At 41.0% G+C, this 17,731-nt stretch carries 32 protein-coding genes; all 32 read left to right on the top strand.

The genetic code is table 11. From position 1 onward, the window contains the following. Positions 1–511 precede the first annotated feature (511 nt). The 32 genes from rpsL to rplQ all read left to right on the top strand — a co-directional run bounded on the left by rpsL (position 512) and on the right by rplQ (position 17,649). Complete coding sequence (gene rpsL / locus GUA46_RS05410; RefSeq protein ID WP_014032016.1) at positions 512–886, top strand: 30S ribosomal protein S12; 375 nt, start codon at positions 512–514, stop codon at positions 884–886. Between the two features lie 19 nt (positions 887–905). Next, positions 906–1,382, top strand: coding sequence for a 30S ribosomal protein S7 (gene rpsG, locus GUA46_RS05405; RefSeq protein ID WP_108246806.1), 477 nt, complete (start codon positions 906–908; stop codon positions 1,380–1,382). A gap of 8 nt (positions 1,383–1,390) precedes the next feature. After that, positions 1,391–3,517, top strand: coding sequence for an elongation factor G (gene fusA, locus GUA46_RS05400; protein WP_176619620.1), 2,127 nt, complete (start codon positions 1,391–1,393; stop codon positions 3,515–3,517). 12 nt (positions 3,518–3,529) lie between these two features. Then, positions 3,530–3,835: a 30S ribosomal protein S10 gene (gene rpsJ, locus GUA46_RS05395; protein WP_108246808.1), complete on the top strand. Its 306-nt coding sequence runs from the start codon at positions 3,530–3,532 to the stop codon at positions 3,833–3,835. Between the two features lie 162 nt (positions 3,836–3,997). Further along, positions 3,998–4,621 carry a 50S ribosomal protein L3 gene (gene rplC, locus GUA46_RS05390; protein ID WP_108246809.1) on the top strand — a complete coding sequence of 208 codons (624 nt, stop codon included), beginning with the start codon at positions 3,998–4,000 and terminating at the stop codon, positions 4,619–4,621. Then, on the top strand, positions 4,621–5,250 hold the full coding sequence (gene rplD / locus GUA46_RS05385; RefSeq protein ID WP_108246810.1) for a 50S ribosomal protein L4: 630 nt from the start codon (positions 4,621–4,623) through the stop codon (positions 5,248–5,250). Before rplC ends, rplD begins: the two co-directional genes overlap by 1 nt. 7 nt (positions 5,251–5,257) lie before the next feature. After that, positions 5,258–5,548, top strand: a complete 291-nt coding sequence (gene rplW, locus GUA46_RS05380; protein ID WP_108246811.1) for a 50S ribosomal protein L23 — start codon at positions 5,258–5,260, stop codon at positions 5,546–5,548. A gap of 9 nt (positions 5,549–5,557) precedes the next feature. Continuing rightward, the gene (gene rplB, locus GUA46_RS05375) at positions 5,558–6,382 is read left to right on the top strand and encodes a 50S ribosomal protein L2 (protein WP_176619619.1); all 825 of its coding nucleotides are present in this window, start codon (positions 5,558–5,560) and stop codon (positions 6,380–6,382) included. A gap of 11 nt (positions 6,383–6,393) precedes the next feature. Beyond that, positions 6,394–6,672, top strand: a complete 279-nt coding sequence (rpsS, locus tag GUA46_RS05370) for a 30S ribosomal protein S19 (protein ID WP_108246813.1) — start codon at positions 6,394–6,396, stop codon at positions 6,670–6,672. 7 nt (positions 6,673–6,679) lie between these two features. Continuing rightward, positions 6,680–7,087 (top strand): 50S ribosomal protein L22, encoded by a 408-nt coding sequence (gene rplV / locus GUA46_RS05365; RefSeq protein WP_108246814.1) that lies wholly within the window; start codon positions 6,680–6,682, stop codon positions 7,085–7,087. A gap of 10 nt (positions 7,088–7,097) precedes the next feature. Next, complete coding sequence (gene rpsC / locus GUA46_RS05360; protein ID WP_108246815.1) at positions 7,098–7,808, top strand: 30S ribosomal protein S3; 711 nt, start codon at positions 7,098–7,100, stop codon at positions 7,806–7,808. A 19-nt stretch (positions 7,809–7,827) separates the two neighbouring features. Beyond that, the gene (rplP, locus tag GUA46_RS05355; protein WP_108246816.1) at positions 7,828–8,247 is read left to right on the top strand and encodes a 50S ribosomal protein L16; all 420 of its coding nucleotides are present in this window, start codon (positions 7,828–7,830) and stop codon (positions 8,245–8,247) included. Positions 8,248–8,266: 19 nt separating this feature from the next. Further along, positions 8,267–8,458 (top strand): 50S ribosomal protein L29, encoded by a 192-nt coding sequence (gene rpmC / locus GUA46_RS05350; RefSeq protein ID WP_108246817.1) that lies wholly within the window; start codon positions 8,267–8,269, stop codon positions 8,456–8,458. Positions 8,459–8,471: 13 nt separating this feature from the next. Beyond that, positions 8,472–8,729 carry a 30S ribosomal protein S17 gene (gene rpsQ / locus GUA46_RS05345; RefSeq protein ID WP_100816200.1) on the top strand — a complete coding sequence of 86 codons (258 nt, stop codon included), beginning with the start codon at positions 8,472–8,474 and terminating at the stop codon, positions 8,727–8,729. 2 nt (positions 8,730–8,731) lie between these two features. Further along, positions 8,732–9,100 (top strand): 50S ribosomal protein L14, encoded by a 369-nt coding sequence (rplN, locus tag GUA46_RS05340; RefSeq protein ID WP_014032002.1) that lies wholly within the window; start codon positions 8,732–8,734, stop codon positions 9,098–9,100. 16 nt (positions 9,101–9,116) lie between these two features. Beyond that, a complete protein-coding gene (rplX, locus tag GUA46_RS05335; protein ID WP_218109515.1) occupies positions 9,117–9,428 on the top strand; it encodes a 50S ribosomal protein L24 in 312 nt (103 codons plus the stop codon). Between the two features lie 2 nt (positions 9,429–9,430). Then, a complete protein-coding gene (rplE, locus tag GUA46_RS05330; protein WP_108246819.1) occupies positions 9,431–9,982 on the top strand; it encodes a 50S ribosomal protein L5 in 552 nt (183 codons plus the stop codon). Position 9,983: 1 nt separating this feature from the next. Next, complete coding sequence (rpsN, locus tag GUA46_RS05325) at positions 9,984–10,253, top strand: 30S ribosomal protein S14 (protein ID WP_108246820.1); 270 nt, start codon at positions 9,984–9,986, stop codon at positions 10,251–10,253. An 18-nt stretch (positions 10,254–10,271) separates the two neighbouring features. Next, positions 10,272–10,670, top strand: coding sequence for a 30S ribosomal protein S8 (rpsH, locus tag GUA46_RS05320; protein ID WP_108246821.1), 399 nt, complete (start codon positions 10,272–10,274; stop codon positions 10,668–10,670). A 19-nt stretch (positions 10,671–10,689) separates the two neighbouring features. Continuing rightward, positions 10,690–11,232, top strand: coding sequence for a 50S ribosomal protein L6 (rplF, locus tag GUA46_RS05315; protein WP_108246822.1), 543 nt, complete (start codon positions 10,690–10,692; stop codon positions 11,230–11,232). An 11-nt stretch (positions 11,233–11,243) separates the two neighbouring features. Next, on the top strand, positions 11,244–11,597 hold the full coding sequence (gene rplR / locus GUA46_RS05310; protein ID WP_108246823.1) for a 50S ribosomal protein L18: 354 nt from the start codon (positions 11,244–11,246) through the stop codon (positions 11,595–11,597). 6 nt (positions 11,598–11,603) lie between these two features. Next, complete coding sequence (gene rpsE / locus GUA46_RS05305; protein ID WP_176619618.1) at positions 11,604–12,128, top strand: 30S ribosomal protein S5; 525 nt, start codon at positions 11,604–11,606, stop codon at positions 12,126–12,128. Positions 12,129–12,140: 12 nt separating this feature from the next. Next, complete coding sequence (gene rpmD, locus GUA46_RS05300; RefSeq protein WP_108246825.1) at positions 12,141–12,320, top strand: 50S ribosomal protein L30; 180 nt, start codon at positions 12,141–12,143, stop codon at positions 12,318–12,320. A 13-nt stretch (positions 12,321–12,333) separates the two neighbouring features. Next, positions 12,334–12,786 (top strand): 50S ribosomal protein L15, encoded by a 453-nt coding sequence (gene rplO / locus GUA46_RS05295; RefSeq protein ID WP_108246826.1) that lies wholly within the window; start codon positions 12,334–12,336, stop codon positions 12,784–12,786. Between the two features lie 11 nt (positions 12,787–12,797). After that, on the top strand, positions 12,798–14,141 hold the full coding sequence (gene secY, locus GUA46_RS05290) for a preprotein translocase subunit SecY (RefSeq protein ID WP_108246827.1): 1,344 nt from the start codon (positions 12,798–12,800) through the stop codon (positions 14,139–14,141). Between the two features lie 3 nt (positions 14,142–14,144). Further along, positions 14,145–14,360 carry a translation initiation factor IF-1 gene (gene infA / locus GUA46_RS05285; RefSeq protein ID WP_014031991.1) on the top strand — a complete coding sequence of 72 codons (216 nt, stop codon included), beginning with the start codon at positions 14,145–14,147 and terminating at the stop codon, positions 14,358–14,360. Positions 14,361–14,364: 4 nt separating this feature from the next. Then, a complete protein-coding gene (gene ykgO / locus GUA46_RS05280) occupies positions 14,365–14,481 on the top strand; it encodes a type B 50S ribosomal protein L36 (RefSeq protein WP_010519235.1) in 117 nt (38 codons plus the stop codon). 2 nt (positions 14,482–14,483) lie between these two features. Next, a complete protein-coding gene (gene rpsM / locus GUA46_RS05275) occupies positions 14,484–14,858 on the top strand; it encodes a 30S ribosomal protein S13 (RefSeq protein WP_108246828.1) in 375 nt (124 codons plus the stop codon). Between the two features lie 101 nt (positions 14,859–14,959). Next, on the top strand, positions 14,960–15,352 hold the full coding sequence (gene rpsK, locus GUA46_RS05270; RefSeq protein ID WP_108246829.1) for a 30S ribosomal protein S11: 393 nt from the start codon (positions 14,960–14,962) through the stop codon (positions 15,350–15,352). A gap of 113 nt (positions 15,353–15,465) precedes the next feature. After that, positions 15,466–16,071 carry a 30S ribosomal protein S4 gene (gene rpsD, locus GUA46_RS05265; RefSeq protein WP_166249047.1) on the top strand — a complete coding sequence of 202 codons (606 nt, stop codon included), beginning with the start codon at positions 15,466–15,468 and terminating at the stop codon, positions 16,069–16,071. A gap of 21 nt (positions 16,072–16,092) precedes the next feature. Continuing rightward, positions 16,093–17,085, top strand: coding sequence for a DNA-directed RNA polymerase subunit alpha (locus GUA46_RS05260; RefSeq protein WP_108246831.1), 993 nt, complete (start codon positions 16,093–16,095; stop codon positions 17,083–17,085). A 60-nt stretch (positions 17,086–17,145) separates the two neighbouring features. Beyond that, positions 17,146–17,649, top strand: a complete 504-nt coding sequence (rplQ, locus tag GUA46_RS05255; protein ID WP_176619617.1) for a 50S ribosomal protein L17 — start codon at positions 17,146–17,148, stop codon at positions 17,647–17,649. Positions 17,650–17,731 lie beyond the last annotated feature (82 nt).

Here is a 17,731-nt window from a genome sequence, read left to right as displayed (position 1 = left end):
ATTATTTGAATTAGCTAATCGCTAAAATCATAATTTCATGTTAATAATCCAAACTAATTTTATAAAATCTTTAAGACTGGTTATTTAAATGAAGTAACAGCAAAAACATCAATTTTGATTGATAACTACACAATTTTAAGGGGGTGTAATTGATCTTATATCAATATTATTAGTTTACCCCATGATTTAATAGGGATTTGGTTCAATAAATTTGATTTGATGTTTGGTTTTGTCTCAAAGAATAGATGCGGTATAAAGTGTTAGGGTAATGTTAAGAGTCGATTTTTTGTCTTTGCAGTTCTATACCTTAATATATAACGTTCATTTTGTGTCTCGGATTTTTGTCTTTCGGGAATCGTCTGGGGCGGATGTGGATCATTGTTTTTAGGGTGGGTTTTATCTTTTTTTGTATTCTACTTAAAATTAATTGCTAGGGATTTGAATTATTGGGAATTATCATTACATTTGCAGCCCTCAAAATGAGGGTTATTTAGTTTTTAAAAGGAATTTAATGCCAACAATTTCACAATTAGTACGAAAAGGAAGGGCCACGATTACCAAGAAGAGTAAATCGGCTGCTTTGGATTCGTGTCCTCAAAGAAGAGGGGTTTGTACGCGTGTTTACACTACTACACCAAAAAAACCAAACTCTGCAATGCGTAAAGTTGCAAGAGTAAGGTTGACCAATGGTAAAGAAGTGAACGCATACATTCCTGGTGAAGGACACAACCTCCAAGAGCACTCGATAGTATTGGTAAGGGGCGGAAGAGTAAAGGATTTGCCTGGTGTGCGATATCATATCGTTCGCGGTGCATTGGATACCGCAGGTGTTGCGGGAAGAACGCAGCGTCGATCTAAGTATGGTGCAAAGCGTCCTAAAAATTAATCATTTTTAAGAAAGAGAGATGAGAAAAAAACAGGCAAAAAAAAGACCTTTATTACCAGACCCAAAATTTAACGATCAGCTTGTTACGCGTTTTGTTAACATGATGATGTGGGATGGTAAGAAGTCAATTGCGTTTAAAATATTTTACGATGCAATTGAAATCGTTGATGAAAAAAATACAGACGAGGAAAAAACAGGATTGGAGCTTTGGAAAGATGCTCTTTCCAATGTTATGCCACACGTAGAGGTTCGTAGTAGAAGAGTGGGTGGTGCAACATTCCAGATTCCTATGCAGATTCGTCCAGATAGGAAAATATCCACTGCAATGAAGTGGTTGATCAGCTTTTCAAGAAAGCGTAACGAGAAATCCATGGCGCAAAAATTAGCAGCTGAAATTTTGGCAGCGGCTAAGGAAGAAGGTGCGGCAGTGAAGAAAAGAGTAGATACACACAAAATGGCTGAGGCCAATAAAGCGTTCTCACACTTTAGATTCTAAACAATACAATGGGAAGAGATTTAAAATATACAAGGAATATTGGTATTGCAGCCCACATTGATGCTGGAAAGACAACTACTACGGAGCGTATTCTTTTCTACACAGGTGTGAGTCACAAAATTGGGGAGGTGCACGATGGTGCGGCTACTATGGACTGGATGGAGCAAGAGCAAGAGCGTGGTATTACCATTACCTCTGCAGCTACAACCTGTACTTGGAAGTTCCCAATGGAGAATGCTCAAGCATTGCCAGATACAAAGGATTACCACTTTAATATTATCGATACCCCCGGACACGTTGATTTCACGGTTGAAGTAAACCGTTCCCTTCGTGTGTTGGATGGATTGGTTTTCTTGTTCAGTGCCGTTGATGGTGTTGAGCCTCAATCCGAAACCAACTGGAGGTTGGCCGATAACTATAAAGTGCCAAGAATTGGATTCGTGAACAAGATGGACCGTCAAGGTTCCAACTTCCTTGCGGTATGTAAGCAGGTTCGCGAAATGTTGGGGTCAAATGCAGTGCCGATCGTATTGCCGATTGGTGACGAAGCTGACTTTAAAGGAATCGTGGATTTGGCCAAGAACAGAGCTGTTGTTTGGCACGAGGATAACTTTGGTTCTACCTTTGATGTTGTTGATATCCCTGCTGATATGCAGGATGAGGTAAGGGAATATAGGGCTGCCTTGATCGAGGCGGTTGCTGAATATGACGAGGAATTGATGGAGAAGTTCTTCGAGGATGAAGACTCCATCACTGAGGAGGAAGTACATGCTGCACTACGTGCTGCTGTTATGGATAGGGCTATTATCCCTATGATCTGTGGTTCTTCCTTTAAAAATAAAGGAGTTCAGTTTTTGCTGGATGCGGTTTGTCGTTACTTGCCATCACCGTTGGATAAGGATGATATCGTAGGTGTTAATCCTGATACAGAAAAAGAAGAAAGAAGAAAACCAGATCCAAAAGAGCCATTTGCTGCTCTTGCATTTAAGATTGCTACAGATCCTTTCGTAGGTCGTTTGGCATTCTTTAGAGCATATTCTGGTCGTTTGGATGCAGGTTCTTATATTTTGAACAACCGTTCAGGTAACAAAGAGCGTATTTCCCGTATCTATCAGATGCACTCCAATAAGCAAAATGCAATCGACTTTATCGAAGCTGGAGATATTGGTGCAGCAGTAGGATTTAAAGATATTAAGACTGGGGATACCCTTTCCGATGAAAAACATCCGATTGTTTTGGAAAGTATGCAGTTCCCGGAGCCTGTAATTGGTATCGCCGTAGAGCCAAAAACAAAAGCTGACGTAGATAAATTGGGTATGGCTTTGGCTAAATTGGCCGAAGAGGATCCAACGTTCCAAGTAAAAACGGATGAGGCCTCAGGACAGACCATTATTTCTGGTATGGGGGAGCTTCACTTGGATATTATTTGTGATCGTCTTAAGCGTGAGTTTAAGGTGGATGTTACCCAAGGTCAACCGCAGGTGGAGTACAAGGAAGCTATCACTGGTACAGCTGATCACAGAGAGACTTACAAGAAACAAACTGGTGGTCGTGGTAAATTCGCAGATATCGTATTTACTATGGAACCTGCTGAGGAAGGTAAATCCGGACTTGAGTTTGTAAACGTTATAAAAGGTGGTAACATTCCTAAGGAATTTGTTCCATCTGTTGAAAAAGGATTCAAAGAGGCTATGAAGAATGGTCCTTTGGCCGGTTTCGAAATGGATTCCATGAAGATCACCCTTAAAGATGGTTCCTTCCACCCTGTGGATTCCGACCAACTTTCTTTCGAATTGGCCGCAAAATTGGGTTACAAAGTTGCTGCTAAGAAAGCAAGGGCTATCATTATGGAGCCAATCATGAAATTGGAAGTTCTAACTCCAGAGGAAAACATGGGTGATATTGTTGGTGACTTGAATCGTAGAAGAGGTCAAGTGAACAGTATGTCAGATAGGGCAGGAGCAAAGGTTGTTAAGGCTGAAGTTCCACTATCAGAAATGTTTGGTTATGTTACTGCTTTGAGGACTTTGTCTTCAGGTAGAGCAACATCAACAATGGAATTTTCACACTATGCAGAGACTCCTTCCAATATTGCAGAGGAAGTGATCAAAGCAGCTAAAGGAGTAACCGCTTAATTTTTCAGCAAGATGAGTCAAAAAATTAGAATAAAATTGAAATCTTACGATCACAATTTGGTGGACAAATCTGCTGAAAAGATCGTGAAAACAGTAAAAACGACAGGTGCTGTGGTAACTGGACCAATTCCGTTGCCAACTCGCAAAAAGATATTTACAGTTTTGCGTTCACCTCACGTGAACAAAAAGGCTAGAGAGCAGTTCCAATTGAGTTCATACAAGAGACTATTGGATATTTATAGCTCTTCATCAAAAACTATCGATGCCCTTATGAAGCTTGAGCTTCCAAGTGGTGTTGAAGTTGAGATCAAAGTCTGATAATATTTCCGCTGAATAGCGGGGGTCACATGTCCCGAACGATGGTTCGGGAAAAACGGAGAAAGAAAAGAATCTGGGTCAGAACAGAATATTTTCTTGACCCAATTTTTTTGCCAATTATTTGGCACAAATAGAAAAGTAAACAATTAATAATTAATAATTATGTCTGGGTTAATAGGTAAGAAAATCGGTATGACCAGCATTTTCGACGAGAATGGAAAGAACGTTCCATGTACCGTTTTGGAAGCTGGGCCATGCGTGGTTACCCAAGTCAGAACCGAAGAGGTAGACGGGTACAATGCCCTTCAGCTAGGTTTCGATGACAAGGCAGAAAAGCGTGCTAACAAGGCCGAAACAGGTCACTACAAAAAAGCAGGTACTTCTCCTAAAAAGAAAGTCGTTGAATTCCATGGATTTGAAGGTGATTACAAATTGGGAGATACTGTAGGTGTCGACCTTTTTCAAGAAGGAGAATTTGTTGATGTAGTTGGTACGTCAAAAGGTAAAGGATTCCAAGGTGTTGTAAAGCGTCATGGTTTCGGTGGAGTTGGTCAAGCAACCCACGGTCAGCACAACAGATTGAGAGCTCCAGGGTCCATCGGTGCTGCATCTTATCCATCCAAAGTAGTAAAAGGTCTTCGTATGGCCGGTAGAATGGGTGGTGACAGGGTTACTGCACAGAACTTAAGAGTGTTGAAAGTGGTTCCAGAGAAAAATCTTTTGGTTGTTAAAGGATGTGTGCCTGGCCATAAAAATGCATATGTAACTATTCAAAGGTGGCAATAATGAAGGTAGCAGTTTTAGATATCAATGGAAAAGAAACAGGTAGGAAAGTAGAGCTTTCTGACGATGTTTTCGGGATAGAGCCTAACGAGCATGCCATTTATTTGGATGTTAAGCAGTACTTGGCCCACCAAAGGCAAGGAACGCACAAGGCCAAAGAAAGAGCTGAGATTGCTGGTAGTACCAGGAAAATCAAGAAGCAGAAAGGTACCGGTACCGCAAGGGCTGGTAGCATTAAATCCCCTGTGTTTAGAGGTGGAGGTAGAATCTTTGGTCCAAGACCGAAGGACTACACCCAAAAGTTGAACAAGAACATGAAGCGATTGGCCAGAAAATCTGCCTTAAGCTTGAAGTCCAAAGAGCAATCTTTGGTGGTTGTGGAAGACTTCAATTTTGAAGCTCCAAAAACAAAGGACTTCGTTAATTTCTTGTCTTCCTTGGGAATAGAAAAGAAAAAGTCCCTTATTGTGTTGGGTGATACAAATAATAACGTATATTTGTCGTCGCGTAATTTGGAACGCTCCGAAGTTGTAACAGGCTCAGGATTAAACACTTACAAAATTGTTAATGCAACAAGTTTGGTGTTGACCGAAAGCGCTTTGGAAGGAATTGAATCGAACCTAAAGAAATAAGAGTATCATGAGTGTGTTGATAAAACCGATAATTACGGAGAAGATGACCGCCGATAGCGAGCTTTTCAATCGCTACGGATTCTTTGTAAATCCAGCTGCTAACAAGTTGGAAATCAAAGAAGCGGTAGAGGCAACTTATGGTGTGTCTGTTGAAAAGGTAAGAACCATGAATTATGGTCCAACGCGTAAGAGTCGTTATACAAAAACCGGTATTCAGCATGGAAAAACAAATGCGATCAAAAAAGCAATTGTTGATGTAGCTGAAGGTGATATTATTGATTTTTACAGTAATCTATAAAGACGAGAAATGTCAGTTAGAAAATTAAAACCGATAACCCCTGGTCAGCGTTTTAGAGTAGTAAACGGATTTGACGCGATTACTACTGATAAGCCGGAGAAAAGCTTGCTTGCTCCGATCAAAAAGACAGGTGGTAGGAACAGTCAAGGAAAAATGACCATGCGTCACAAAGGTGGTGGTCATAAAAGAAGATATCGAATCATCGATTTCAAAAGGGATAAACAAGGAGTTGAAGCTACTGTAGTTTCAATCCAGTACGATCCAAACAGAACTGCGTTTATCGCCTTGGTAGAGTATAAGGATGGTGAAAAAAGATATGTAGTTGCCCAAAATGGTTTGCAGGTAGGTCAGGCTATTCGGTCCGGAACCGGTTCTGCTCCCGAAATTGGAAATGCTCTTCCTTTGAGCGAAGTTCCATTGGGTACTATTGTTTCTTGTATTGAGTTAAGGCCTGGTCAAGGTGCTATTATGGCGCGTAGTGCAGGAACATTTGCTCAATTAATGGCAAAGGACGGTAAGTTCGTGACATTGAAATTGCCATCTGGAGAAACTAGAATGATTTTGGCTACTTGTTTGGCCACAATCGGAGCGGTTTCCAACTCTGACCACCAATTGCTTGTTTCCGGTAAAGCTGGTAGAAGCAGATGGTTGGGTAGAAGACCAAGAACTAGACCTGTTGCAATGAACCCTGTAGATCACCCAATGGGAGGTGGTGAAGGTAGAGCTTCAGGAGGTCATCCAAGATCTAGAAACGGTATTCCTGCAAAAGGATTCAGAACCCGTTCCAAGACCAAGGACACCAATAGATATATCATAGAACGTAGAAAGAAATAAAAGAAAAGTAAATGGCACGTTCGTTAAAAAAAGGACCATACGTTCATTTTAGTCTGGAGAAAAAAGTTCAGACCAATATAGAATCAGGTAAGAAAACAGTTATCAAAACGTGGTCTAGAGCCTCTATGATAACGCCAGACTTTGTAGGGCAAACTATCGCAGTTCACAACGGAAGACAATTTGTTCCCGTTTTTGTAACTGAGAACATGGTAGGTCACAAACTAGGGGAATTTTCACCTACTAGATCTTTTAGGGGTCATGCAGGGGCTAAAAACAAAGGTAAAAAGTAAGTAAGCTATGGGAGTTCGTAAGAGAGAAATGGCCGAAAGGTTGAAGGAAGAAAAAAAGCAACTTGCTATTGCAAAGCTTAACAATTGCCCAACGTCTCCAAGAAAAATGCGTTTGGTCGCTGACTTGGTGAGAGGTAAGCAAATTGAGATGGCTTTGGCTACCTTGAGATTTAACCCAAAAGAAGCTTCTAGAAAGTTGGAAAAGCTTTTGCTGTCCGCAATCGCTAACTGGGAAGCAAAAAATGAGGGTGCTGATATCGAAGCGGCAAATCTTTACATTAAAGAAATCCGTGTTGACGGAGGAACTATGTTGAAGAGATTGAGACCTGCTCCACAAGGTAGGGCACACAGAATCAGAAAGCGTTCCAATCATGTGACTATGATCTTGGAGGCCAATAACAACGTTGAAAGCTAGAAATTAGAATATGGGACAGAAGACCAATCCAATAGGAAATCGCTTAGGAATTATCAGAGGATGGGAATCCAACTGGTACGGAGGAAATGATTACGGCGATAAACTGGCTGAAGACGATAAGATCAGAAAATATATCCATGCACGTTTGGCAAAAGCCAGTGTGTCAAGGGTAATTATCGAGAGAACCTTGAAATTGATCACTATTACCATCACCACGTCTAGACCTGGTATTATCATTGGTAAAGGTGGGCAAGAGGTTGATAAACTTAAGGAAGAGCTTAAGAAAATCACCAACAAAGAGGTTCAGATCAATATTCATGAAATTAAGAGGCCTGAGCTTGATGCAAACTTGGTGGCAGCTAGTGTTGCTAGACAGATTGAGAGTAGGATTTCATACAGAAGAGCTATTAAAATGGCTATTGCGGCTGCAATGCGTATGAATGCCGAAGGTATCAAGATTCAGATTTCTGGACGTTTGAACGGTGCAGAGATGGCGCGTTCCGAATCTTACAAAGAAGGAAGGATTCCATTGTCTACTTTCCGTGCCGATGTTGACTATGCCTTGCACGAAGCTCATACTACTTATGGTAGATTGGGAGTAAAGGTGTGGATCATGAAAGGAGAAGTTTACGGAAAAAGAGAACTTTCCCCATTGGTAGGATTGAGCACTGGTCAAGGAAAAAGCGGTAAGGACAACAAGAAACCCCGCCGTAGAAAGTAATAAGATAAAGTAAGGTAAAATGTTACAGCCAAAAAGAACAAAATTTCGTAAGGCCCAGAAAGGGCGTATGAAGGGTATCTCCCAGAGAGGACACCAACTTTCCAATGGAATGTTCGGTATCAAGTCCATGGATTCACACTTCATTACTTCCCGTCAAATCGAGGCTGCGCGTATCGCTGCGACAAGATACATGAAGAGACAAGGTCAATTGTGGATCAAAATATTCCCGGACAAGCCTATCACCAAAAAGCCTCTTGAGGTTCGTATGGGTAAAGGTAAAGGTGCTCCAGAATATTGGGTAGCCGTGGTTAAGCCGGGTAGAATCATGTTCGAGATTGCTGGTGTACCAAAGGATATTGCCCAGGAGGCCTTAAGGCTTGCGGCACAAAAACTACCGGTTAAGACCAAGTTTGTTGTAGCAAGGGATTATTCCGCCTAATTTTTAATTGAGAAGAAAGATGAGACAATCAGAAATAAAAGAACTTTCAATTGAAGAGCTAAAGGAGAGATTGGCCGAGTTGAAAAAGCAGCACGCCGACCTTAAAATGGCCCACGCCGTTACTCCTTTGGAAAATCCTTTACAGATCAGAAAGACTAGAAGGACGGTAGCAAGACTTGCGACTGAAATAACTAAAAGGGAATTACAATAATCGGTTCTGCCTTATGGAAAACAGAAATTTAAGAAAAGAAAGAATAGGCGTTGTTACCAGCAACAAAATGGAGAAATCGATAGTGGTTTCTGAGGTAAAAAGAATGAAGCACCCTATGTACGGGAAATTCGTTTTGAAGACCAAGAAGTATGTTGCCCACGACGAGAAGAACGATTGCAACGAAGGTGATACCGTCAAAATAATGGAAACACGACCATTGAGCAAAACAAAATGCTGGAGGTTGGTAGAAATCCTAGAAAGAGCTAAATAATTATGGTACAGCAAGAATCAAGATTAAGGGTTGCGGACAATACCGGTGCAAAAGAAGTTTTGACCATCCGCGTACTAGGAGGAACAAAGAGAAGATACGCTTCCTTGGGTGACAAAATTGTTGTTACTGTAAAAGAAGCTACTCCGAACGGTACTGTAAAGAAAGGTTCTGTTTCTACAGCAGTTGTTGTTAGAACTAAGAAAGAAGTGAGAAGACCTGACGGTTCTTACATCCGTTTCGACGACAACGCATGTGTGTTGTTGAACCCAACCGGAGAGATGAGAGGAACTCGTGTATTCGGTCCCGTGGCAAGAGAGTTGAGGGACAGACAATTCATGAAGATTGTTTCATTGGCGCCTGAAGTGCTATAAAAGAAATATCAGAAAGATGAAGTTGAAAATAAAAACAGGGGATACGGTAAGAGTCATTGCGGGAGACCACAAAGGCAGTGAAGGTAAGGTACTTCAAGTTGACCGTGAAAAGAACAAGGCTATCGTAGAGGGTGTTAACGAAGTGTCCAAACACGAAAAGCCAAGTGCGAACAATCCTCAAGGAGGCATAACTAAAAAGGAAGCTCCAATACATATTTCCAATCTTTCCTTGATCGATCCAAAATCTGGCGAGGCAACTCGTGTTGGGTACGAAGTAAGGGACGGTAAGAAAGTAAGGGTTTCTAAAAAATCCAATGAAGTAATTTAGTCATGAGTTATATTCCAAGATTAAAGCAAGAATATAAGGAGCGCGTGATCAAGGCGCTAACGGAAGAGTTTGGTTACAAGAATGTAATGCAGGTTCCTAAGTTGCAGAAAATAGTGGTAAGCCGTGGAGTCGGTGCTGCTGTTTCCGATAAAAAGCTTATCGATCATGCCGTGGACGAGTTGACCAATATCACAGGTCAAAAGGCAGTTGCCACACTTTCTAAGAAAGACGTTGCTACCTTTAAATTAAGAAAAGGTATGCCGATTGGTGCTAAAGTGACATTGAGAGGTGAGCGCATGTACGAATTTTTGGATAGATTGATCACAAGTGCACTACCAAGGGTGCGTGATTTTTCAGGAGTTAAAGCCACAGGTTTCGACGGTAGAGGTAACTACAATTTAGGTGTTACTGAACAAATCATCTTTCCAGAAATCAATATCGATAGAATTAACAGAATCAATGGGATGGACATTACGTTCGTTACTTCCGCTGAGACTGACAAGGAAGCAAAATCATTGTTAACCGAACTGGGAGTACCCTTTAAAAAGAACTAGTATGGCCAAGGAATCAATGAAAGCCCGCGAAAGAAAAAGGGCTAAAATGGTAGAAAAATACGCCGAGAAAAGAAAAGCGCTAAAGGAAGCGGGAGATTATGAGGCTTTGCAAAAGTTGCCTGTTAATGCATCTCCAGTTCGTATGAGGAACCGTTGTAAACTAACTGGTAGACCTCGTGGTTACATGAGAACTTTCGGTATATCAAGGGTGATGTTCAGGGAAATGGCCAACAAAGGTTTGATTCCTGGTGTTAAAAAGGCAAGTTGGTAATTTAGATAAAGAAAAGAAATGCTTACAGATCCAATTTCAGATTATTTGACCAGATTGAGAAATGCCAACAAGGCAGGTCATAGGGTTGTAAATATCCCAGGTTCCAATCTAAAGAGACAAATTACCAAAATATTGTTCGACCAAGGATATATTTTGAGCTATAAGTTCGAGGAGAATGAAGTACAGGGAAATATCAAAATAGCCCTTAAGTACGATAAATTCACCAAGGAGCCTATCATTAAAAAATTGCAGAGGGTTAGTAAACCAGGTCTGCGTAAATATTCAAACTCAAGCGATTTGCCTAGAGTGTTGAACGGTTTGGGAATTGCCATCATTTCAACTTCACACGGAGTTATGACGAGCAAGCAAGCTCAGCAAGAGAACGTAGGTGGTGAAGTATTGTGCTACGTATATTAATTGAGAAAAGAGAAGAAAAATGTCTAGAATAGGTAACAGTCCAGTTAATATTCCTGAGGGAGTCACTGTAGAAGTGAAGGATTCCGTAGTTACTGTAAAAGGTAAACTAGGAGAACTTTCGCAAGAGTTTTCAGGGATCGACATAAAAGTCGAGGACGGAAATGTTGTTTTGGAAAGACCTTCCGATGACAACGAGCATAAAGCAAAACATGGTTTATACCGCGCTCTTATCAATAATATGGTAGAAGGTGTAACCAATGGTTGGACCAAGCAATTGGAACTTGTAGGTGTTGGTTACAGAGCCAGCAATCAAGGACAAAAGTTGGATTTGGCCCTAGGATTCTCTCACAATATCATTTTGGATATTGCTCCAGAAGTGAAAATCGAGACTATCTCCGAAAAAGGGAAGAACCCTATCGTGAAACTAACATCCCACGACAAGCAATTGGTAGGTCAAGTGGCCGCCAAGATCAGATCTTTCCGTAAGCCAGAGCCTTACAAAGGAAAAGGTGTGAAGTTCGTAGGAGAACAATTAAGAAGAAAAGCAGGTAAATCAGCTTAATAATTAAGACTATGGGATTATCTACTACTGAAAGGAAATTACGCATCCGAAGAAGAATACGAAAAGTATCCTTCGGAACTGAAGCAAGACCAAGGTTGTCTGTATTCAGAAGCAATAAAGAAATATACGCCCAGTTGATAGACGACAATAAAGGTGTAACTTTGGCGGCAGCTTCATCTAGAGATAAGGATGTAGAAGCCAAAGGAACAAAGTCCGAAGTCGCTACAAACGTGGGTAAGGCCATAGCCGAGAAGGCCCTTAAGCTTGGTGTTGAAGCCGTGGCTTTTGATAGGGGAGGAAACCTATATCACGGAAGAGTAAAATCATTGGCTGAAGGCGCTAGGGAGGCCGGACTAAAATTTTAATAAACTATGTACCAGAATTACAAGAACGTAGAGATAGTAAAGCCAGGTGGACTGGAGTTGAAGGACCGTTTGGTTGGAGTACAAAGGGTTACCAAGGTAACAAAAGGTGGTAGAGCCTTTGGTTTTTCAGCAATAGTTGTTGTTGGTGATGAAAACGGAGTAGTTGGACATGGTTTGGGTAAATCCAAAGAGGTTGCCACAGCTATTGCGAAGGCTATCGAGGATGCTAAAAAGAACTTGGTTCGTATACCTTTGACAAAAGCAACACTTCCTCATGAACAAAAAGGAAAGTTCGGAGGCGCAAGGGTGTTCATCAAGCCAGCATCGCATGGTACCGGGGTAATCGCCGGTGGAGCAGTGAGAGCCGTATTGGAAGCAGTTGGAGTACATGACGTACTTTCAAAGTCTCAAGGATCTTCAAACCCGCACAACGTGGTAAAAGCAACTTTCGATGCTTTGTTGCAATTGAGAAGCGCTGACACTGTAGCTAAGCAAAGAGGAGTTTCCTTGGAAAAAGTCTTTAAAGGATAAATAGAGGATATTATGTCAAAGATTAAGGTTAAGCAAATAAAGAGCGGCATTAAAAAGCCACAAAACCAAAAAAGAACTTTGGAGGCTCTTGGACTGAAAAAAATCGGACAGGTAGTTGAGCACGAAGCAACTCCTAGTATCCTTGGAATGGTAAATAAGGTAAAACACTTGGTTTCCACTGAGGAAGCTTAAAATATAAAGGCACATGGATTTAAATAATCTTAAACCAGCGGATGGCGCTGTGCACAGAGAAGGAAAACGTGTAGGACGTGGAGAAGGCTCCGGTAAAGGAGGAACTTCTACCCGTGGACATAAAGGGGCCAAGTCTAGATCTGGATATTCCAAAAAGATTGGTTTCGAAGGTGGTCAGATGCCATTGCAAAGACGTGTACCTAAGTTTGGTTTTACCAACATCAATAGAAAAGAGTACACTGGGATTAATTTAGGTAAACTACAAGAGTTGGTAGATAAGGGCGTTGTTAAAAACGAGGTTACCTTGGAAACTCTTTTGGAGAACGGATTGGCCCACAAAAATGATTTGGTAAAGATATTGGGTGATGGCGAATTGAAGGCGTCCCTTAAAGTATCTGTACATAAATTTACTGCTTCCGCAAAAGCTGCCATCGAGTCAGCAGGAGGTGAAGCAATAAGTTTATAAGAAGTTATAGCATGAAGAAATTTATTGAGACCATATCAAATATCTGGAAGATAGATGAACTGAGACAACGTATTATCCTAACATTGGGATTGTTATTGGTGTACCGATTCGGTGCCCAAGTTGTCCTTCCGGGTATTGATACCGCCCAATTGGCCCAATTATCCTCGCAGACCGAAAATGGAATCTTGGGTATTCTGAATGCTTTTACAGGTGGTGCTTTTGCGAATGCTTCGGTATTCGCTTTGGGTATTATGCCCTACATCTCCGCTTCGATCGTGGTACAGTTGATGGGAATTGCGATTCCCTACCTTCAAAAACTACAGAAAGAAGGAGAAAGTGGTAGAAAGACCATCAATCAGATAACCCGTTGGTTAACGATAGGTATCTGTATAGTTCAAGCCCCAGCCTACTTGTACGGTCTAGGTGCCCTAGGTGTGCCGGACAGTGCATTTGTTTTGGGTAAAGGTTTGGATTTCATCGTTCCAGCTGTTATTATATTGGTAACAGGATGTGTGTTCGCCATGTGGTTGGGTGAAAAAATTACCGATAAGGGAATCGGAAACGGTATATCCCTATTGATTATGGTAGGTATTATCGCTACAATGCCACAAGCATTTGCACAGGAATTTGTTTCAAGAACAACCAACAATACCGGTGGCATCATGTTTATGTTGATCGAGGTAATTGTTTGGTTCTTGGTAATATTGGCCAGTGTTTATCTGACCATGGCTGTAAGACAGATTCCGGTACAATATGCAAGAAGAACCGCTTCTGGCGGATACGAAAAGAATGTAATGGGAGCACGCCAGTACATTCCTTTAAAATTGAATGCATCTGGTGTAATGCCTATTATCTTTGCACAGGCAATTATGTTTGCACCAAGTTTAATTGGTAGAACATTTAATGATACAGCTGCAGGGCAGTGGATGGAAGTACAGTTCGCCGATATATTCGGATTGGCTTACAATATCCTATTTGCAGTACTGATTATCATATTCACATACTTCTATACAGCAATCACAGTACCGACCAACAAAATGGCCGATGATTTGAAAAGAAGTGGTGGCTTTATCCCTGGCATACGCCCTGGGAAAGAAACAGGAAATTACTTGGACAAAATCATGTCCTTGATTACATTACCAGGATCTATCTTTTTGGCATTGTTGGCAGTATTGCCTGCGATTGTTGTGAAATTGATGGACGTACAGGCCGGATGGGCATTGTTTTATGGAGGAACCTCACTATTGATTATGGTAGGTGTGGCCATAGACACAGTACAACAAGTAAATTCTTATTTGTTGAATAGACATTACGACGGCTTGATGAAAACCGGTAAAAACAGAAAAGTAGCATAATTTATGGCAAAGCAGCCAGCAATAGAACAAGACGGGACTATCATTGAAGCATTGTCCAATGCAATGTTCAGGGTAGAATTGGAAAATGGGCACGTTGTAACGGCGCACATATCAGGGAAAATGCGTATGCACTACATAAAGCTGCTTCCCGGTGATAAAGTGAAGTTGGAAATGAGTCCATACGATTTAACAAAAGCAAGAATTACGTATAGATACTAGTTACATGAAAGTAAGAGCATCAATAAAAAAGAGAAGTGCCGACTGCAAGATTGTTCGCAGAAAGGGCAGATTGTATGTGATCAACAAAAAGAATCCTAGATTTAAACAAAGACAAGGGTAATTATGGCAAGAATTGCAGGTGTAGATATACCTAAACAAAAGCGTGGCGTTGTTTCGCTTACCTATATCTTCGGAGTGGGTAATAGCAGAGCTCAAGAGATTTTGAAAACGGCGCAGGTAAGTGAAGATACCAAGGTTTCCGATTGGACAGATGATGAGATTGGTAGAATCAGGGAGGCTGTTTCCGCTTACACTATCGAAGGTGAGCTTCGCTCAGAAACCTCAATGAACATCAAACGTTTGATGGACATCGGTTGTTACCGTGGAATTCGTCACAGAGCTGGATTGCCATTGAGAGGTCAACGTACAAAGAACAACTCTAGGACCAGAAAAGGAAAAAGAAAAACGGTTGCTAACAAGAAAAAGGCAACTAAATAATAAGAACATAGTCATTAGTATTTAGACGTTAGAAGAATCTGTTTGAAATGTAAAAGTCTAGGATTCCAATAACTAAGAGCTAACACTAGAAACTAAAAAATATGGCAAAAACAAGTAAAACTACAACCAAGAAGCGCAAAGTAGTAGTAGATGCTACAGGAGAGGCGCACGTTGTAGCATCTTTCAACAACATCATTATTTCCCTTACCAATAAGAAGGGTGATGTCATTTCATGGTCATCTGCAGGGAAAATGGGATTCCGTGGTTCTAAAAAGAACACTCCCTACGCAGCCCAGGTTGCGGCCGAAGATTGTGCAAAGGTTGCTCATGAGGCAGGCTTGAGAAAAGTGAAGGTTTATGTAAAAGGACCAGGTAACGGTAGGGAATCAGCTATCCGTTCCATTCACAACTCAGGAATCGAAGTAACAGAGATCGTTGACGTTACTCCACTACCGCACAACGGATGTAGACCTCCTAAAAGAAGAAGAGTTTAATTATCAATTATATTGTTTAACGGGCCCCCTAAAAAGGGTCTTCACCCGAAGGTGCAGTTAGATTATCGAAGGATAAGCCTTAATTCATAATCGCACTTTCAAACCAAAAGAAGATGGCAAGATATACAGGACCAAAAACAAAAATCGCTAGAAAATTTGGAGAAGCGATTTTCGGAGACGATAAGTCATTCGAAAAGAAAAATTACCCTCCAGGACAACACGGTAACAACAGACGTCGTGGTAAAAAGTCTGAATATGCAATCCAGTTGATGGAGAAGCAAAAGGCAAAATACACGTATGGTATTTTGGAAAAACAATTCCGTAACCTTTTTGCCGAGGCAAAAAGAAAAGAAGGAGTTACCGGTGAGGTTTTGCTTCAATTGTGTGAGTCACGTTTAGACAACGTGGTTTTCAGAATGGGAATTTCTCCATCAAGAAGAGGTGCACGCCAGTTGGTATCGCACCGTCATATTACAGTAAACGGGGAGGTCGTTAACATTCCATCTTACTCGCTAAAGGCCGGTGATGTGGTAGGTGTTAGGGAAAAATCCAAATCCGTACAATCCATCGTGGATTCATTGGCTAATAACAGCAGTGTTTACGAATGGATTACTTGGAACTCTGAAAAGAAAGAAGGTACTTATGTAGCTGTTCCAGAAAGACTACAGATTCCTGAGAATATCAAGGAGCAACTGATAGTCGAATTATACTCTAAATAAGAATTCAACATTAATCCAATTATGGCATTACTTAATTTTCAGAAGCCCGATAAAGTTATAATGATCGATTCAACAGATTTCGAGGGGAAATTCGAATTTCGTCCCTTGGAACCTGGATATGGATTAACAGTTGGGAATGCGCTGAGAAGGGTTTTGCTTTCCTCTTTGGAAGGTTTTGCCATCACTTCTGTGCGCATAGATGGAGTTGAACATGAGTTTTCTGTTATCCCAGGCGTTGTTGAAGACGTTACCGAAATTATCCTGAACTTAAAACAAGTTAGGTTTAAAAGACAGATTGATGATGTTGAGAGCGAGACTGTATCTATTTCCGTAAGCGGAAAAGAACAAATGACCGCTGGTGACTTCCAAAAGTTCATCTCAGGATATCAAGTCCTTAACCCGGATTTGGTAATCTGTAACATGGACCCAAAGGTCAACATCAACATGGAGATTGTTATCGAAAAAGGTCGTGGTTATGTTCCTGCTGAGGAAAACAAAAAATCCAATGCACCTTTGGGAAGCATTGCGGTTGATTCTGTTTACACTCCTGTTAAGAACGTAAAATACAGCATCGAAAACTATAGGGTAGAGCAAAAGACCGATTATGAAAAATTGGTTTTTGAAATCATCACTGATGGTTCCATCCACCCTAAAGATGCATTGACAGAGGCCGCTAAAGTTTTGATTCACCACTTTATGTTGTTCTCCGATGAGCGTATCACCCTTGAGGCTGATGAGATTGCTCAGACAGAGACCTACGATGAGGAATCATTGCACATGCGCCAGCTGTTGAAAACCAAATTGGTAGACATGGATTTGTCCGTAAGGGCGTTGAACTGTCTAAAAGCTGCCGAAGTGGATACTTTGGGAGATTTGGTTTCCTTCAACAAAAACGATTTGATGAAATTCAGAAACTTCGGTAAAAAATCATTGACCGAGTTGGAAGAATTGGTCATAAACAAAGGCCTGCAATTTGGTATGGACCTTTCAAAATACAAATTAGATAAAGATTAATAATCATATTTTGCTCTCTCTGTAAAAAGGGATTTGGTAGCAAGATGATAACTTAGAACAATGAGACACGGAAAGAAGTTTAATCACTTAGGTAGAACATCTGCCCACAGAAAGGCAATGTTGGCCAACATGGGTTGTTCCCTTATCGAACACAAAAGAATCAACACTACGGTTGCAAAAGCCAAGGCGTTGAAACAGTTTATCGAGCCTTTGATCACAAAAGCAAAGACCGAGAACAACCAAACTACCGAAAAAGGTACACACAACAGAAGGGTTGTATTCAGTAACTTAAGAAGCAAGGAAGCTGTAACAGAATTGTTCAGCAACGTAGCGGAGAAAGTTGGTGACAGACCAGGTGGTTATACAAGAATTATAAAATTGGGTAACCGATTGGGAGATAACGCTGACATGGCGATGATCGAGTTGGTAGACTTCAATGAGCTTTACAACGCAGGTAAGCCTAAGAAGAAATCGACCAGAAGAAGTAGAAGAGGAGGCGCAGCAAAAAAAGCTGAGACACCAGTACCAGCGGCTGAAACCAAAACTGACGATTCTGAAGAATAAGAAGAATGTTATTAACTATTGTATTTAACGAAAAAGGATAAGTGAGAACTTATCCTTTTTTTATGTTTTTTTGTCAAAACTG

Source organism: Flagellimonas chongwuensis, assembly GCF_013376415.1.
GTDB classification, from domain to species: Bacteria; Bacteroidota; Bacteroidia; order Flavobacteriales; family Flavobacteriaceae; genus Flagellimonas; species Flagellimonas chongwuensis.
The sequence above is the reverse complement of the archived record's forward strand: the minus strand, read 5'-3'. Positions and strand labels throughout refer to the sequence as shown.

Coding starts and splice junctions, on each gene's coding strand:
- rpsL (WP_014032016.1), top strand. CDS start 512: ATGCCAACAATTTCACAATTAGTACGAAAAGGAAGGGCCACGATTACC.
- rpsG (WP_108246806.1), top strand. CDS start 906: ATGAGAAAAAAACAGGCAAAAAAAAGACCTTTATTACCAGACCCAAAA.
- fusA (WP_176619620.1), top strand. CDS start 1,391: ATGGGAAGAGATTTAAAATATACAAGGAATATTGGTATTGCAGCCCAC.
- rpsJ (WP_108246808.1), top strand. CDS start 3,530: ATGAGTCAAAAAATTAGAATAAAATTGAAATCTTACGATCACAATTTG.
- rplC (WP_108246809.1), top strand. CDS start 3,998: ATGTCTGGGTTAATAGGTAAGAAAATCGGTATGACCAGCATTTTCGAC.
- rplD (WP_108246810.1), top strand. CDS start 4,621: ATGAAGGTAGCAGTTTTAGATATCAATGGAAAAGAAACAGGTAGGAAA.
- rplW (WP_108246811.1), top strand. CDS start 5,258: ATGAGTGTGTTGATAAAACCGATAATTACGGAGAAGATGACCGCCGAT.
- rplB (WP_176619619.1), top strand. CDS start 5,558: ATGTCAGTTAGAAAATTAAAACCGATAACCCCTGGTCAGCGTTTTAGA.
- rpsS (WP_108246813.1), top strand. CDS start 6,394: ATGGCACGTTCGTTAAAAAAAGGACCATACGTTCATTTTAGTCTGGAG.
- rplV (WP_108246814.1), top strand. CDS start 6,680: ATGGGAGTTCGTAAGAGAGAAATGGCCGAAAGGTTGAAGGAAGAAAAA.
- rpsC (WP_108246815.1), top strand. CDS start 7,098: ATGGGACAGAAGACCAATCCAATAGGAAATCGCTTAGGAATTATCAGA.
- rplP (WP_108246816.1), top strand. CDS start 7,828: ATGTTACAGCCAAAAAGAACAAAATTTCGTAAGGCCCAGAAAGGGCGT.
- rpmC (WP_108246817.1), top strand. CDS start 8,267: ATGAGACAATCAGAAATAAAAGAACTTTCAATTGAAGAGCTAAAGGAG.
- rpsQ (WP_100816200.1), top strand. CDS start 8,472: ATGGAAAACAGAAATTTAAGAAAAGAAAGAATAGGCGTTGTTACCAGC.
- rplN (WP_014032002.1), top strand. CDS start 8,732: ATGGTACAGCAAGAATCAAGATTAAGGGTTGCGGACAATACCGGTGCA.
- rplX (WP_218109515.1), top strand. CDS start 9,117: ATGAAGTTGAAAATAAAAACAGGGGATACGGTAAGAGTCATTGCGGGA.
- rplE (WP_108246819.1), top strand. CDS start 9,431: ATGAGTTATATTCCAAGATTAAAGCAAGAATATAAGGAGCGCGTGATC.
- rpsN (WP_108246820.1), top strand. CDS start 9,984: ATGGCCAAGGAATCAATGAAAGCCCGCGAAAGAAAAAGGGCTAAAATG.
- rpsH (WP_108246821.1), top strand. CDS start 10,272: ATGCTTACAGATCCAATTTCAGATTATTTGACCAGATTGAGAAATGCC.
- rplF (WP_108246822.1), top strand. CDS start 10,690: ATGTCTAGAATAGGTAACAGTCCAGTTAATATTCCTGAGGGAGTCACT.
- rplR (WP_108246823.1), top strand. CDS start 11,244: ATGGGATTATCTACTACTGAAAGGAAATTACGCATCCGAAGAAGAATA.
- rpsE (WP_176619618.1), top strand. CDS start 11,604: ATGTACCAGAATTACAAGAACGTAGAGATAGTAAAGCCAGGTGGACTG.
- rpmD (WP_108246825.1), top strand. CDS start 12,141: ATGTCAAAGATTAAGGTTAAGCAAATAAAGAGCGGCATTAAAAAGCCA.
- rplO (WP_108246826.1), top strand. CDS start 12,334: ATGGATTTAAATAATCTTAAACCAGCGGATGGCGCTGTGCACAGAGAA.
- secY (WP_108246827.1), top strand. CDS start 12,798: ATGAAGAAATTTATTGAGACCATATCAAATATCTGGAAGATAGATGAA.
- infA (WP_014031991.1), top strand. CDS start 14,145: ATGGCAAAGCAGCCAGCAATAGAACAAGACGGGACTATCATTGAAGCA.
- ykgO (WP_010519235.1), top strand. CDS start 14,365: ATGAAAGTAAGAGCATCAATAAAAAAGAGAAGTGCCGACTGCAAGATT.
- rpsM (WP_108246828.1), top strand. CDS start 14,484: ATGGCAAGAATTGCAGGTGTAGATATACCTAAACAAAAGCGTGGCGTT.
- rpsK (WP_108246829.1), top strand. CDS start 14,960: ATGGCAAAAACAAGTAAAACTACAACCAAGAAGCGCAAAGTAGTAGTA.
- rpsD (WP_166249047.1), top strand. CDS start 15,466: ATGGCAAGATATACAGGACCAAAAACAAAAATCGCTAGAAAATTTGGA.
- GUA46_RS05260 (WP_108246831.1), top strand. CDS start 16,093: ATGGCATTACTTAATTTTCAGAAGCCCGATAAAGTTATAATGATCGAT.
- rplQ (WP_176619617.1), top strand. CDS start 17,146: ATGAGACACGGAAAGAAGTTTAATCACTTAGGTAGAACATCTGCCCAC.